General features: G+C 67.8%; 8 protein-coding genes and 3 tRNA genes. 2 read left to right on the forward strand and 9 right to left on the reverse strand.

Annotation, left to right across the window (positions count from 1 at the left end):
- Positions 1 to 227 precede the first annotated feature (227 nt).
- The 8 genes from IEJ03_RS13305 to purL all read right to left on the reverse strand — a co-directional run bounded on the left by IEJ03_RS13305 (position 228) and on the right by purL (position 9,469).
- A tRNA-Lys gene (locus tag IEJ03_RS13305) sits at positions 228 to 303 on the reverse strand.
- Positions 304 to 341: 38 nt separating this feature from the next.
- Positions 342 to 417: transfer RNA gene (locus tag IEJ03_RS13310), tRNA-Lys, on the reverse strand.
- 18 nt (positions 418 to 435) lie between these two features.
- Positions 436 to 511: transfer RNA gene (locus IEJ03_RS13315), tRNA-Lys, on the reverse strand.
- 63 nt (positions 512 to 574) lie between these two features.
- On the reverse strand, positions 575 to 1,432 hold the full coding sequence (rluB, locus tag IEJ03_RS13320; RefSeq protein WP_192035308.1) for a 23S rRNA pseudouridine(2605) synthase RluB: 858 nt from the start codon (positions 1,430 to 1,432) through the stop codon (positions 575 to 577).
- Positions 1,429 to 2,364 carry an SMC-Scp complex subunit ScpB gene (gene scpB / locus IEJ03_RS13325; protein ID WP_192035309.1) on the reverse strand — a complete coding sequence of 312 codons (936 nt, stop codon included), beginning with the start codon at positions 2,362 to 2,364 and terminating at the stop codon, positions 1,429 to 1,431. The genes rluB and scpB overlap by 4 nt, the downstream gene beginning before the upstream one ends.
- Positions 2,365 to 2,427: 63 nt before the next feature.
- Positions 2,428 to 3,360, reverse strand: coding sequence for a ScpA family protein (locus IEJ03_RS13330; RefSeq protein ID WP_192037323.1), 933 nt, complete (start codon positions 3,358 to 3,360; stop codon positions 2,428 to 2,430).
- A 154-nt stretch (positions 3,361 to 3,514) separates the two neighbouring features.
- Positions 3,515 to 5,320, reverse strand: a complete 1,806-nt coding sequence (locus tag IEJ03_RS13335; RefSeq protein ID WP_192035310.1) for a DEAD/DEAH box helicase — start codon at positions 5,318 to 5,320, stop codon at positions 3,515 to 3,517.
- 228 nt (positions 5,321 to 5,548) lie between these two features.
- The gene (purL, locus tag IEJ03_RS13340) at positions 5,549 to 9,469 is read right to left on the reverse strand and encodes a phosphoribosylformylglycinamidine synthase (RefSeq protein ID WP_192035311.1); all 3,921 of its coding nucleotides are present in this window, start codon (positions 9,467 to 9,469) and stop codon (positions 5,549 to 5,551) included.
- Positions 9,470 to 9,627: 158 nt separating this feature from the next.
- Between purL and mltF the strand changes: the two genes are divergently transcribed.
- Both mltF and IEJ03_RS13350 read left to right on the forward strand, forming a co-directional pair.
- Positions 9,628 to 11,100, forward strand: a complete 1,473-nt coding sequence (gene mltF, locus IEJ03_RS13345) for a membrane-bound lytic murein transglycosylase MltF (RefSeq protein WP_192035312.1) — start codon at positions 9,628 to 9,630, stop codon at positions 11,098 to 11,100.
- Positions 11,097 to 13,064, forward strand: a complete 1,968-nt coding sequence (locus IEJ03_RS13350; RefSeq protein WP_192035313.1) for a diguanylate cyclase — start codon at positions 11,097 to 11,099, stop codon at positions 13,062 to 13,064. The genes mltF and IEJ03_RS13350 overlap by 4 nt, the downstream gene beginning before the upstream one ends.
- Before the next feature lie 45 nt (positions 13,065 to 13,109).
- Here IEJ03_RS13350 and tadA read toward each other — a convergent pair whose 3' ends face one another.
- Positions 13,110 to 13,565 (reverse strand): tRNA adenosine(34) deaminase TadA, encoded by a 456-nt coding sequence (tadA, locus tag IEJ03_RS13355; RefSeq protein WP_192035314.1) that lies wholly within the window; start codon positions 13,563 to 13,565, stop codon positions 13,110 to 13,112.

Genomic DNA, 13,565 nt, shown 5'->3' on the forward strand with positions numbered 1-13,565 from the left:
CAGGCTTGTTCACAACAGGCACCGAGACTCCAGAGGGCATGGACGGTGCGTCTCCCGCACGGCCTGCCCAATACGTCATTCTAGCCCGAAAGACGGCGACTGTCGTCGCTCATACATCCCAGGGTCAAGCGGTGACTGGGACCGGGACGGCGGAAAGCGGCGCATCGGCGGACCCTGCATAACAAAACGCCCCGATCTCGGGGAGATCGGGGCGCTTCGTCGTAATCTGGTGGGTCGTGTAGGATTCGAACCTACGACCAATTGGTTAAAAGCCAACTGCTCTACCAACTGAGCTAACGACCCGCAGTCATATCCCGAACGGGGACATGCAGCGGCGGTGATGGTGGGTCGTGTAGGATTCGAACCTACGACCAATTGGTTAAAAGCCAACTGCTCTACCAACTGAGCTAACGACCCGCCGCCGGGCCGTCGAGATGGTGGGTCGTGTAGGATTCGAACCTACGACCAATTGGTTAAAAGCCAACTGCTCTACCAACTGAGCTAACGACCCGCTCGACAGGGCGCATAGGTTACTCGTATGACCCTGTCTTGGCAAGCCTTTTCAGGCAATTTTTCAGCGCTTGCGCTGTCCGCCCGGCTTGCGCATGCCCTGCACCGGGCGACGCTTGCGCTTGTCGCGACTCCAGCGGTTCTTCTCGTCCGGGGTCAGCTCCGGCACCTTGCGAGATTCGAGGCCGGCCAGGGTCGACAGATCATCGACCTCGGCCTGGGTCAGCTCGGTCCACTCGCCGGCCTTGGCCCGCTTGTCGAGGAAGATATTGCCGTAGCGCACCCGCTTGAGGCGGCTCACGGTCAGCCCCTGGGATTCCCACAGGCGGCGTACCTCACGGTTACGGCCTTCCATGATCACCACATGGAACCAGGTGTTGATGCCTTCGCCGCCGAACTCCTGCACGTCGGTGAAGTGGGCGGGGCCATCGTCGAGCATCACGCCCTCGACCATCGCCTTGACGTTGGCCTGGGTGACCTCGCCCATCACGCGCACCGCGTACTCACGCTCGATCTCGGTGGAGGGATGCATCAGGCGATTGGCCAGCTCGCCATCGGTGGTGAACAGCAGAAGGCCGCTGGTGTTGATGTCCAGGCGGCCGACGGCCACCCAGCGTTCGCCCTTGAGACGCGGCAGGCGCTCGAAGACGGTGCGACGACCCTCCGGGTCCTTGCGGGTGCACAGCTCGCCCTCGGGCTTGTTGTACATGATCACCCGCCGGGTGCTCTCGGCGGCGGTCTTGAGATTGACCGGCCGGTCGTCGAGGCTGACCCGATCCCGGGGCTCGATGCGATCGCCGAGGCTCGCCACCTGGCCGTTGACCTTGACGCGCCCGGCACTGATGGCGGTTTCCATCTCGCGGCGCGAGCCGAAGCCGGCACGGGCCAGCACTTTCTGCAGTTTTTCGCTTGTGGTGTTCATGACTCTGAGGGTGTCTCGTCAGATGAGTGATCCGTTCCCGCGCGGCCGTCGTCGTCGACGGTCGACACTTGGCGGGCACGGTCGGCCAGGCGTGCTTCGAGATCGGCGAAGCTGAGCCCGGCCTGCGTGGACGCCTTCCCGGCGTGTGGGTCCGCGTCGGCCATCCCGACCGTCGCGTGTTCGTCGTCGGACGCCGTGGCGTCCGCATTGGAGGCCTCGGCCCCCGAATCCTGTTCCGGCTCCTGGGCTTCTGCCGACGCGGCGACGCCCGAACCCTCGTCGCCGTCCGCGCTTGCATCCTCCGACTCTGGCGACCCGGCCTCGTCATCGTCAGGCGAGGAGGCCTTCGGGGCCGTCTCGCTCTGGGCACCGGCGGCGCGCTCGAGCTCGCCCAGCCGCGCCTCGAAGTCCTTCAGCTCGTGCATCGGCGGCAGACCATCCAGGGTCTTGAGGCCGAAGTCATCCAGGAAGGCGCGGGTCGTGGCATACACCGACGGCCGCCCAGGCACGTCCCGCTGCCCGACCACCCGGATCCAGCCCCGCTCGGTCAGGGTACGCATGATCGAGCTGGAGACCGCCACCCCGCGCACCTCCTCGATATCGCCGCGGGTCACCGGCTGACGATAGGCAATCAGCGCCAGGGTTTCCAGCAGCGCCCGGGAATAGCGCTGGGGACGCTCGTCCCACAGTCGCGACACCCAGGGCGACAGGCGCTGTCGAATGCGTACCTGGAAGCCCGAGGCGGTCTCGATCAGCTCCAGGGCACCGCTCTCGAGACGCTCGCCGAGCCGGGTCAGCGCCGCCCGCAGGTCGCGGCGCGGTGGCCGCTCGTGCTCATCGAACAGGCTCTCCAGGCGCTCCGTCGACAACGGCTCGCCGGCGGCCAGCAGGGCCGCTTCGAGAATCTGATCGAGATGGTGGCGCTCGTTCATGGCGCGGGCTTACTCCTGCTCGGCATCGGTGAGCGGCGATGGGCGCCGCCCAGGTCATTCGGATCAGTGGTCATTCGGGTCATCGGCGGCCTCGAAGGGGCTCTCCCCCGCCGCCTCGGCACCCTCTGGTGCATCATCGCCCTCGTCAGCCTGATAGGCCTGCTCCGGCTCGGCGAGTCGCGCCCGGACGTGAATCGGCGACAGTGGCGCATTCTGCACGATCTCGATCATCGCCTCCTTGGCGAGCTCGAGCAGCGCCATGAAGGTCACCACCACCCCGGCCTTGCCTTCTTCCAGGGTAAAGAGCGCCTCGAAGGGGGTGTAGCGCTGATGGTCAAGCGCCTCCATGATCCTGAGCATGCGCTCCCGGGTCGACAGCACCTCGCGGCTGATGTGGTGTTCCTGGGTCAGCTCGGCGCGCTTCATGATGCCTGCCAGGGCGCCGAGGAGCTCCTCGAGCTCGACGTCCGGATGCACCACCCGCGTCTCGAGATCGGGCAGCGCGGCGGTGGCCGGAAACCAGTCGCGACCGACGCGAGGCAGCTCGCCCAGCGACTCGGCGGCCTCCTTGAGGCGCTCGTATTCCTGCAGGCGGCGGATCAGCTCGGCCCTGGGGTCGCCCTCATCGTCCTCGTCGTCGCCCTTGGGCGGGCGCGGCAGCAGGGTACGCGACTTGATCTCGGCGAGCATCGCCGCCATCAGCAGGTATTCCCCGGCAAGCTCGATCTGCATCGCCTTCATCAGCTCGACGTACTCGATGTACTGACGGGTGATGGCGGCCACATCGATGGCCAGGATATCCAGGTTCTGGCGGCGGATCAGGTACAGCAGCAGGTCCAACGGGCCCTCGAAGGTCTCGAGGAAGACCCTGAGCGCCTCGGGAGGAATGTACAGATCCTCCGGCAGCTCGGTGATCGGCTGGTCGAACAGCCGCGCGAGGATATCCGCCTGATCGGCGGCGGCAGCTGGCTCGTCGGCACGCGCCGTCTCGGACATCTCGCTCACACCCTGGGGGCTCTCCTGCCATCGTGGGGCCGACCCGGGGGCCAGCAAGGTCGCGCAGTCTACCAAGAGTCATGCCCTGGACGTAAGCCAGCTATGGGCTTTCATCATGGCCCTTGGTGGCGCTAACGCACTACCAAGGGCGACATCAACGATCGGGACCTGCCGCCTCGGCCTTGCGGTAGCGCCCCTGATAATCGAAGAGCTTGTCACGCACCTGCCAGAAGCGGCCCACCTTGCGCCCCACCACGAAATCGGGCGCCTTGAGCCGTGCCTCACCCTCGAGCACCTCCTGGATGCTCGTCGGCCGCCAGTCGGTCCCCGGGGCCCGCAGATGCCGGGCGAGGAACGCATGCCTGAAGGCGTGGCGCTGCGCCGGGGTCTCCAGCGCGAACCATTCGGCGAGCGCGGTGCCGTCTTCATCGTAATAGCTGATCTTGAGTCGCTCCAGGCCCCGGCCGTTGCGCGCCGCCTCGAGCTGCATGGCGCTGACCCGCAGCACCCGGGCATCGCGCAGCTTGAGAGCCTCGCGCAGCTTGTCGTCCGGGTCGACCAGCCGCGCCCGGCAGGCGTTGCAGTGCCTCGCAGCAATGTCGTTGGCCTCGCCACATTCGGGGCAGGCCTTGGCCCGATAGCGGAAATCACATTGGCGCTTTTCTCCCTGATCGTTCTCGACCAGACCTTGGCAGCGCCGGCCGAAGTGCTCGATGACCAGCTCGCCGTCCATGCGTCCCCAGAACAGATTGGCGTGGCCACACTCGGGGCATTCCACCTGCACCGGCTCGGTGTCGCCGGCCGGGCGGGGCGCGGCGACCTCGGGGGCATAGATATCCCAGGGGTTGCCGGCATAGTCGAGGATCAGGCAATCGCGTTTGCCCGGCGCCAGGCGCAGGCCGCGGCCGATGATCTGCTGATAGAGGCTCACCGACTCGGTGGGGCGCAGGATGGCGATCAGATCCACATGGGGCGCATCGAAGCCGGTGGTCAGCACCGAGACGTTGACCAGGTACTTGAGCGCGCGAGCCTTGAAGGCCGCGATCAGCCGCTCCCGCTCCTCCGAGGCCGTGGTGCCGGTGATCAGCGCCGTCTCGGCGCCGGGCAGCAGCCCCGTCACCTCCTCGGCGTGCTCGACGGTCGAGCAGAACAGCATCACGCCCTGGCGGTCCTCGGCGCGGGCCATGACATCGGCGACGATGCCGGGGGTGGCCCGGGAGCCCTTGACCACCTCGTTCATCTCCCGCTCATCGAAGCTGCCGCCGGTGCCCGGCGCCAGCGCCGAGAAGTCATAGCCCTCGATCGCCACGTCGATGCGCCGGGGCTCGCTCAGGTAGCCCTGGCGCACCATCAGCCGCAGCGGCTGCTCGAAGACGCAGTCCTTGAAGAAGCAGTCCTCGTCGCCGCGCACCATGCCATGGTGATGGCGATGGAAGATGAAGCCCTGCCCGAGCCGGTAGGGGGTGGCGGTCAGGCCCAGCACCTTGAGGCGCGGGTTGGCCTCGGCCATGGCGCTAATCACCCGCCGGTAGCTGGCATCCTTCTCGAGCGAGACCCGATGGCACTCGTCGATCACCGCCAGGGTGAAGTCGCCGGCCGAGAAGGCCTCGAGGCCGTTGATCACAGACTGCACCGAGCCGAACACCACCTGGCGCGATGCCTCCTTGCGCTTGAGCCCGGCACTGAAGATGTCTGCCGATAGGCCATAGGCCTCGTACTTGGCGTGGTTCTGCTCGACCAGCTCGCGCACGTGGGCGAGCACCAACACCCGGCCCCGGGCGATACGGGCGAGCTCGGCGATCACCAGCGACTTGCCGCTGCCGGTGGGCAGCACCACCACGGCGGGATCGTCGCTGCCACGGAAATGGGCAACGGTTCGCGCCACCGCCTCGTGCTGGTAGGGGCGCAGGGTGGGCACATCGGATGCGGGTGATGTCGCGGGGGGAGCGGTTGGCGTCATGGCGCGCATTCTACCTTAGCGCCGGGCCCAACGTAGAGAAACCGCGAGCCAGCGAGCATGGTCGTAGGCGTACGTAGACGTGGCCGTTGACGATACAAAAAAACGCCGCCCCTCGGGGCGGCGTTTTCTGGCAAAGGTCGGGCCGGTGCCTGACTGACTGTAACTTATAGGCCGAGCCTGACTGGCCGTACCCTTCGGCTCGGCGCGTCAGCGCACCCCTGACCGGGCTCAGCCCAGCCAGGTGCGGGCATTGCGGAACAGCCGCAGCCAGGCGCCGTCCTGGGTCCACTCGGCCGGACGCCAGGAGTTGGTCACCGCGCGGGCCACCCGCTCCGGGTGCGGCATCATGATGGTGACGCGCCCGTCCGGGGTGGTCAGGCCGGTGATCCCCGAGGCGGAGCCGTTGGGGTTGGCCGGGTAGCGGCTGGTGACCTGGCCGTAGTTGTCGACGTAGCGCAGGGCGATCTGATCGCTGCCCTGCATGGTGCGCAGGTGGCCCGCGTCGCGGAACTCGGCGCGGCCCTCGCCGTGGGCCACGGCGATCGGCAGCCGCGAGCCTTCCATGCCGGCGAGCAGGATGGAGGGGCTCTTCTCGACCTGCACCATCGACACCCGCGCCTCGAACTGCTCGGACTCGTTGCGCACGAAGCGCGGCCAGTTCTCGGCGCCGGGGATAAGCTCCTTGAGCTGGGAGAGCATCTGGCAGCCGTTGCACACGCCGAGCGAGAAGCTGTCCTCGCGCTCGAAGAAGGTGGCGAACTGCTCCCGGGCGCGCTCGTTGAACAGCACCGACTTGGCCCAGCCACCGCCGGCACCCAGCACGTCGCCGTAGGAGAAGCCGCCGCAGGCGACCAGCCCCTTGAACTCATCGAGGCTGACGCGGCCGGCGAGGATGTCGCTCATGTGCACGTCCACCGCCTCGAAGCCGGCGCGATCGAAGGCCGCCGCCATCTCGACGTGGCCGTTGACGCCCTGCTCGCGCAGGATCGCCATCGGCGGCCGGGACAGGTTGACGAACGGCGCGGTGATGTCCTCGTCGACGTCGAAGCTCGGAGTCGCCGACAGGCCCGGGTCACGGGCGTCGAGCAGGCCGTCGAACTCGCTCTTGGCACACTCCGGGTTGTCGCGCAGCGCCTGCATCCGGTAGCTGGTCTCGCTCCAGGTGCGCTGGGTCAGCTGACGGGTGGTCTCGAGCAGCGGCTCCTCGAACAGCGTCACGCGGACCTGGTCGTCGTAGCGCGGGCGGGCGATGACACCGCAGGTATCGATGCCGGCGGCGGCGAACTGCGCGAGCACCGCCTCGGTGTCCTGGCGGTTGACCTGGATCACCGCGCCGAGCTCTTCCGCGAACAGGGCGTCCACCGCCTCGCCCGGCTCGTCGATCAGCCAGTCGAGCTTGATCTCGAGGCCGGCGTGGGCGGCGAAGGCCATCTCCAGCAGGGTGGTGATCAGGCCACCGTCGCTGCGGTCGTGATAGGCCAACAGCTTACCGTCGGCATTCAGGCCCTGGATGACGCCGAAGAAGGCCTTCAGGTCTTCGGGGTCGTCGACATCCGGGCAGGCATCGCCGACCTGGCCATAGACCTGAGCCAGCGCCGAGCCGCCGAGGCGATTGTGGCCACCGCCGAGGTCGATCAGGATCAGATCGGACTCGTCCTGCTCCAGGTTGATCTGCGGGGTCAGGGTGGCCAGCGCATCGGTGACCGGCGCGAAGCCGGTGATGGCCAGCGACAGCGGCGCGGTGACGCTCTTGTCCTCGCCGTCCTCGTCCTGCCAGGCGGTGCGCATGGACATCGAGTCCTTGCCCACCGGGATGGCGATGCCCAGCGCCGGGCACAGCTCCATGCCCACCGCATGCACGGCGTCATACAGCGCCTGGTTCTCGCCGGTGTGGTCGGCGGCGCTCATCCAGTTGGCGGACAGCTTGATGTCGGAGAGCTTCTCGATCGGCGCCGCGGCCAGGTTGGTGATGGCCTCGGCCACCGCCAGACGGGCGCTGGCGGCCGGGTCGATCAGCGCCACCGGCGGCCGCTCGCCCATCGCCATGGCTTCACCCTTGTGGGTGTCGAAGCTCGCGGTGGTCACGGCGACGTCCGCCACCGGCACCTGCCAGGGACCGACCATCTGGTCGCGGGCGACCTGACCGGTGATCGAGCGGTCGCCGATGGTGATCAGGAAGCTCTTGGAAGCCACGGTGGGCAGCCGCAGCACCCGGTCCAGCGCTTCGCGCAGGTCCAGGTTGTCCAGCGCCACGCCGGGCATCTCGCGGTCTTCGCGGCTGAACTCACGCTGCATCTTGGGCGGCTTGCCGAACAGCACGCTCATCGGCAGATCGACCGGCTTGGTGTCGAAGTGGCCGTCGCGCACCTCGAGGTGATGCGGCTCGGTAGCCTCGCCGACCACCGCGAAGGGGCAACGCTCGCGGGCACACAACGCCTCGAAGGTGGCGAGCTGCTCGGGCGGTACCGCCAGCACATAGCGCTCCTGGGCCTCGTTGCACCAGATCTCCAGCGGGCTCATGCCCGGCTCGGCGTTGGGCACCGCGCGCAGTTCGAAGACGCCGCCGCGCTCGCCGTCCTTGACCAGCTCCGGCAGGGCATTGGACAGGCCGCCGGCGCCGACGTCGTGGATGAAGCAGATCGGGTTGTTCTCGCCCAGCGCCCAGCAGCGGTCGATGACCTCCTGGGAACGGCGCTCGATCTCGGGGTTGTCGCGCTGCACCGAGGCGAAATCGAGATCCTCGCTGGAGCTGCCGGAGGCCATCGAGGAAGCCGCGCCACCGCCCAGGCCGATCAGCATCGCCGGGCCACCCATCACGATCAGCTTGGCGCCGACGGGGATCTCGCCCTTCTCGACGTGGCCGTCACGGACGTTGCCGTAACCGCCGGCCAGCATGATCGGCTTGTGGTAGCCGCGGCGCTCGATGCCGCCGGCGCCCAGGGCGTCCTGCTCGTAGGTACGGAAGTAGCCGGCGAGGTTGGGGCGGCCGAACTCGTTGTTGAAGGCGGCGCCGCCGATCGGGCCCTCGAGCATGATGGAAAGCGCCGACTGGATGCGCTCGGGCTTGCCGTAGTCGAAGGCTTCCCAGGGCTGCACGAACTCGGGGATGCGCAGGTTCGAGACCGAGAAGCCCGTCAGGCCGGCCTTGGGCTTGCCGCCGAGCCCGGTGGCGCCCTCGTCGCGAATCTCGCCGCCGGCGCCGGTGGCCGCGCCGGGATGCGGAGCGATGGCGGTCGGGTGGTTGTGGGTCTCGACCTTCATCAGGATCTGGATCGGTTCCTGATGGCTCGCGTAGGTGGCCCGCTCATCGGCCTTGCCGGTCAGCGGCGCGGCGAAGAAGCGTCCCGCCTCGCTGCCACGGATCACCGCGGCGTTGTCGCTGTAGGCCGAGAGGGTGTCCGTGGGCGAACACTGGTGGGTGTTCTTGATCATCTTGAACAGCGAGCGCTCCTGCGCCTCGCCATCGATCACCCAGTCGGCGTTGAAGATCTTGTGGCGGCAGTGCTCGGAGTTGGCTTGGGCGAACATCATCAGCTCGACGTCGGCCGGGTTGCGTCCCAGGCCCTCGAAGGCCTCGAGCAGATAGTCGATCTCGTCCTCGGCGAGTGCCAGGCCGAGGGCCTGGTTGGCCTCGACCAGGGCCAAGCGGCCCTTGCCCAGCACATCGACCTGGCCAAGCGGCGCCGGCGACTGATGGGAGAACAGCTTGGCCGCATCGGAGGCGTTGGTCAGCACCGACTCGGTCATGCGGTCGTGGAGCACGCCGACGATGGCCTCGAAGGCCTCCTCGGACAGGGTAGCGTCGAGCTGCACCCGGTAGGCGATACCGCGCTCCAGGCGCTGGATCTTGTCCAGGCCGCAGTTGCGCACAATATCGGTGGCCTTGGAGGACCAGGGCGACTGGGTGCCGATACGCGGCACCACCAGGAACAGATGCCCCTGGCGGGCACCGGCCGGGGCCGCGGCCCCGTAGTCCAGCAGCCGCTCGAGGGTCGCGGTTTCCTCGGCGGACAGGTCGCCGTCGTGATCGATGAAATGGACGTAGTCGGCCGTGAGGGAAGCGACCTCCGGTACCTGAGTACGCAGGGCGGCCATCAGCTTGGCATGACGGAAATCAGAGAGGGCGGGCGCACCTCGCAATTCGAGCATGTCGTTCGAGCCTCGGGGACAAAGCATGAAATGGTGGCCGCGGCCTGCGGCAACGAGCCACTATGATACTGGAAAGCCCGCGCCACCGAAATCCGCGAGGTGACAGCCCGCTTGAGGGTCGTTAAGGTTAGCGCTCCTGCCGCCGACAGAATCCGCTAATGCTCAAGGCCGTCGCCCGACATCTGCTGCACTACCATCGCTGGTACCTGTCGCTGGGCGTTGCCGTGACCCTGGCCCTGCTGCCCCACCGTCAGAGCCAGGCCCCGAACCGCCACCTGGAGGAAGTCCGCGAGCGCGATTTCCTGGCCGTGGTCAGCCGCAACACGCCGACCAGCTACTACGAGGGCCGACGCGGGCCGACCGGCTTCGAGTACGAGCTGGCGCGCCGCTTCGCCGATCACCTGGGCGTCAGCCTGTCGATGGAGACCAAGAGCGACATCGCCGGGGTGCGCGAGGCCGTCGCCAGCGGCGCAGGCGACCTGGGTGCCGCGGCACTGACCCTGGCACCGGGCAGCCCCGATCTCAACTTCAGCACCGCGATCCTCGAGCTGCAGCCGCAGGTGGTCTATCGGCGTGGCCTGCCACCGGTGGAGACGATCGAGGACCTGGTGGGACTCAAGATCGCCACCATTCGCGACTCCGGCATCGGCGACGTGCTGCGCGCGCTCCAAAAGACGCTCCCCGAGCTTGGCTGGCGGGAAGCCGCCGAGCTCGAGGTCGCCGACCTGCTGCAGCGGGTCGAGGAGGGCGAACTGGATGCCGCGGTGATCTTCAGCCATCAGTTCAAGCTCAACCGGCTGTTCTTCCCCGGCGTGGAGGATGGTCTCACCCTCGGCGATCCCCTGAGCATGGTCTGGGCCTTCCCCGCCGCCTATGGCCTCGGCCTGCAACGCGAGGCCAACGCCTTCCTCTCAAGGCTTCGCCGCAGCGGCACCCTCGGGCGCCTGGTCGAGCGCTACTTCGGCCACGAGGACTATCTCGAATACGTCGGCGCCCGCACCTTCATCCGCCAGCTCCACGAGAAGCTCGACGACTACGACGAGCTGTTTCGCGAGGCGGCCCGGGAGACCGGCTTCGACTGGAAGCTGCTGGCCGCGCTCGGCTATCAGGAGTCGCACTGGGAGCCCCGCGCCACCTCCCCCACCGGGGTGCGGGGCCTGATGATGCTGACCAACGCCACCGCCGCCGAGATGGACGTCGCCAACCGCCTCGACCCGGCCCAGAGCATCGACGGCGGTGCCCGCTACCTGCGCAAGACGATGGACCGGCTGCAGGAAGAGATTCAGGGCGATGATCGACTGTGGATGGCGCTGGCCGCCTACAATGTCGGCCTCGGCCACCTCTATGACGCTCAGAAGATCGCCGAGATGCGCGGCGGCGATCCCTATGCCTGGCCGGACGTGCGCGAGGCGTTGCCCCTGCTGCAGAACCGAGCCTGGTACAGCAAGGTCCGTCATGGCTACGCCCGCGGCGGCGAACCGGTGGTCTATGTGCGCAACATCCGCCGTTACTACGAGATCCTCAACTACGTCGATCGCAGCCAGCAGCAGTTCTTCCAGCTCAGCGAGCGCGATGACGACGAGGAGCGCGACGACAGCCCGCAGTACGATCAAATCCCCCCGATCCTATGACGCCACGCCTGCTCACCCCCACCGCTCGGCTGCTATGCGGCCTGGCACTGCTCGCCCTGACCGTGGCCGGGCTGTCGGGAAGCGTCGAGCTCCGGGATCCCGGCCTGTTGGCCACCACCGCCCTTCTCCTCGGCAAGCTGGCCTGGCTTGCTCGCCGGCCAAGGCTTGCCCGCGGCATCGCCGGGGTGACCCTTGCCGGCCTGTCGCTCGGCCTCGCGAGCTATCTGCTGCCCGAATACTGGATGCCCACCGCGCACTGGCACGCGGCGGCCGACGCCCTGGTGTCGGGCACGAGCCTTATCGACTGGCGCCCACCGCTGCTGGCGACCCTGTGCCTGATCCTGCTCGGCGGCGCCCAGCTGACCGGCCGGCGGACCGCCTTGGGCAGCCCGATGCTGCTCTGCCTGGCGCTACTGATATGGCTCGCGCAGTTGGGCCTCGGCGTCACGCCGACGACCCGCTGGGTGCTGGACTACGCGGCGGCCCCGGCCCCGCTGACGGCCATGGGCTGCCTGCTGATGGCGCATGCCTTGCCCCTCATCGGCCTGCCCGCCGAGGAGCGCCGTCTGCTGATTCGCCCGCTACTGCCTTCCCTGCTGCTCGCCGGCATGGCCCTGGCGCTCTCTCAGCATCTCCAGCTCCACGAGGACCGCCGACTGCATCGTTTCTTCCTCGAGCACAACCAGCGACTGGCGGACCGGCTCTCCGGCGAGGTCTCGGATCATCTCGCCGCCATGCGCCGCTTCGTCAACGGCTGGCGACTGATCGAAACACCGCCAGATGCCGCCACCTGGGCCCTGATGGCCGAGCCGCTGTCGCGGGATTTCGGCTACTTCGTCAATATCGCCTTGATCGAGCCGGACACGCGCATCCGTTATGTGCACCCCATGAGCGAGGCCAATCGGGGCATACTCGGCATGAAACTGTCCGAACGCCAGCCAGCCGGCCGCCGCCTCCAGCGCCAAGCCCTGGTCGAGCATCGGGAGGCCGCCACCGATGTCATCCCCTTGCTGCAGGGGGAGTACGGCATCATCTACTACCTGCCCACCCGCATCGCCGATGGCCGCTTCATCGGCGCCAGCGCCATGGTGCTCAGCCTGCAGGCCCTGATCGACACCCTCAGGGCGCCCATCGACGAACAGAAGACCCGGCTCGAGCTGCGCCAGGCCTCGACCCCGCTGGCCATCCTGGGAGCCAAGGATGGCAACCGCCACTGGGCACACACCGCCCAGATCGATATCGGCCGCCGGCCGCTAGAGCTGACCACTCAGCCCTCCCGGCAGCATCTGCTGGAGGCCCACGCCCGGCTGCCGGCGGTCACCCTGGCGACGGGCCTGGGGCTCGCCTACCTGCTGTTCCTAGTGCTGTACGCGCATCGCCATCTGGCCGTCCAGCACCGCCTGCTGCATGACTCACATGCCCGGCTACGCCGGGAGAGCGAGGCCCGAAGCCGGCTGCAGCAGGAGATCGAGTGGCTTGCGCGCCATGACGAGCTGACCAAGCTGCCCAATCGACGCCTGCTGATGGAAACCCTCAGGGCTCATCACGATACCCGGCCGCTGTGCGTGATGCTCTGCGACCTCGATCACTTCAAGCGCATCAACGACACGATGGGGCACCTGGCCGGCGACGCCTGCCTGAACCGAATGGGCGAACTGGGCCAGACCGTGGCGGAGCGCGCCGGTGGCCTCTTCGCCCGCTACGGCGGCGAAGAGTTCGTGCTGCTACTGCCAAATTGCGATACCGCGCGAGGGAGAGAGGTCGCCGAAGAACTGCGCCGCGAGCTCCAGGCCGCCAGGCTTCGCCATCACGATGGCAGCCTGTTGACCGTGAGTATCGGCCTGGCGGAGCACGCGCGAGGGCCACTCGCGATCGCCCCCCTGATGCAGGCCGCCGACGAGGCGCTCTATCGGGCCAAGGCGCAGGGACGCAACCGGGTCGTCAGCGCCCCGCTATCGGCCTAGCCCCCGCTTCGACCATCCACTCGCCCTCGCTCATGCCCCTGTCCATCACTGCCGGCGCTCGGCGAAGAAGGCCTTCAACAACCGCTTGGCCTGGGTCGCCAGTAGCCCGCCCTCCACCGCGACGCGATGGTTGTACCAGGGCTGGGCAAAGAGATTGGCCCGGGATTCCACCATCCCGGTCTTGGGCTCGGCGGCGCCGTAGACGATCCGTGCCAGGCGCGCGTGAATGATCGTGCCGGTGCACATCAGGCAAGGCTCCAGGGTGACATAGAGAGTGCAGCCATCGAGGCGGTAGTTACCGAGCCGCCGCGCAGCATCCCGCAGGGCACATACCTCGGCATGGGCGCTAGGATCCTTCCCCCCCACCGGGGCATTGAAGCCCTCGCCGATGATCTCTCCGGCCTCATCCACTACCACGGCGCCCACCGGCACCTCCCCCGCCGCCAGGCCCAGGCGTGCCTGGTCCAGGGCACGGTGCATGTAGAATTCATCGCTGCGCAT

This window comes from Halomonas sp. YLGW01, assembly GCF_014840935.1.
Lineage (GTDB): Bacteria > Pseudomonadota > Gammaproteobacteria > Pseudomonadales > Halomonadaceae > Onishia.

Excerpts from the sequence above, each read along its gene's own strand:
- rluB (WP_192035308.1), bottom strand. The coding sequence starts at position 1,432 with ATGAACACCACAAGCGAAAAACTGCAGAAAGTGCTGGCCCGTGCCGGC.
- IEJ03_RS13330 (WP_192037323.1), bottom strand. The coding sequence starts at position 3,360 with ATGTCCGAGACGGCGCGTGCCGACGAGCCAGCTGCCGCCGCCGATCAG.
- scpB (WP_192035309.1), bottom strand. The coding sequence starts at position 2,364 with ATGAACGAGCGCCACCATCTCGATCAGATTCTCGAAGCGGCCCTGCTG.
- mltF (WP_192035312.1), top strand. The coding sequence starts at position 9,628 with ATGCTCAAGGCCGTCGCCCGACATCTGCTGCACTACCATCGCTGGTAC.
- tadA (WP_192035314.1), bottom strand. The coding sequence starts at position 13,565 with ATGCGCAGCGATGAATTCTACATGCACCGTGCCCTGGACCAGGCACGC.
- IEJ03_RS13350 (WP_192035313.1), top strand. The coding sequence starts at position 11,097 with ATGACGCCACGCCTGCTCACCCCCACCGCTCGGCTGCTATGCGGCCTG.
- IEJ03_RS13335 (WP_192035310.1), bottom strand. The coding sequence starts at position 5,320 with ATGACGCCAACCGCTCCCCCCGCGACATCACCCGCATCCGATGTGCCC.
- purL (WP_192035311.1), bottom strand. The coding sequence starts at position 9,469 with ATGCTCGAATTGCGAGGTGCGCCCGCCCTCTCTGATTTCCGTCATGCC.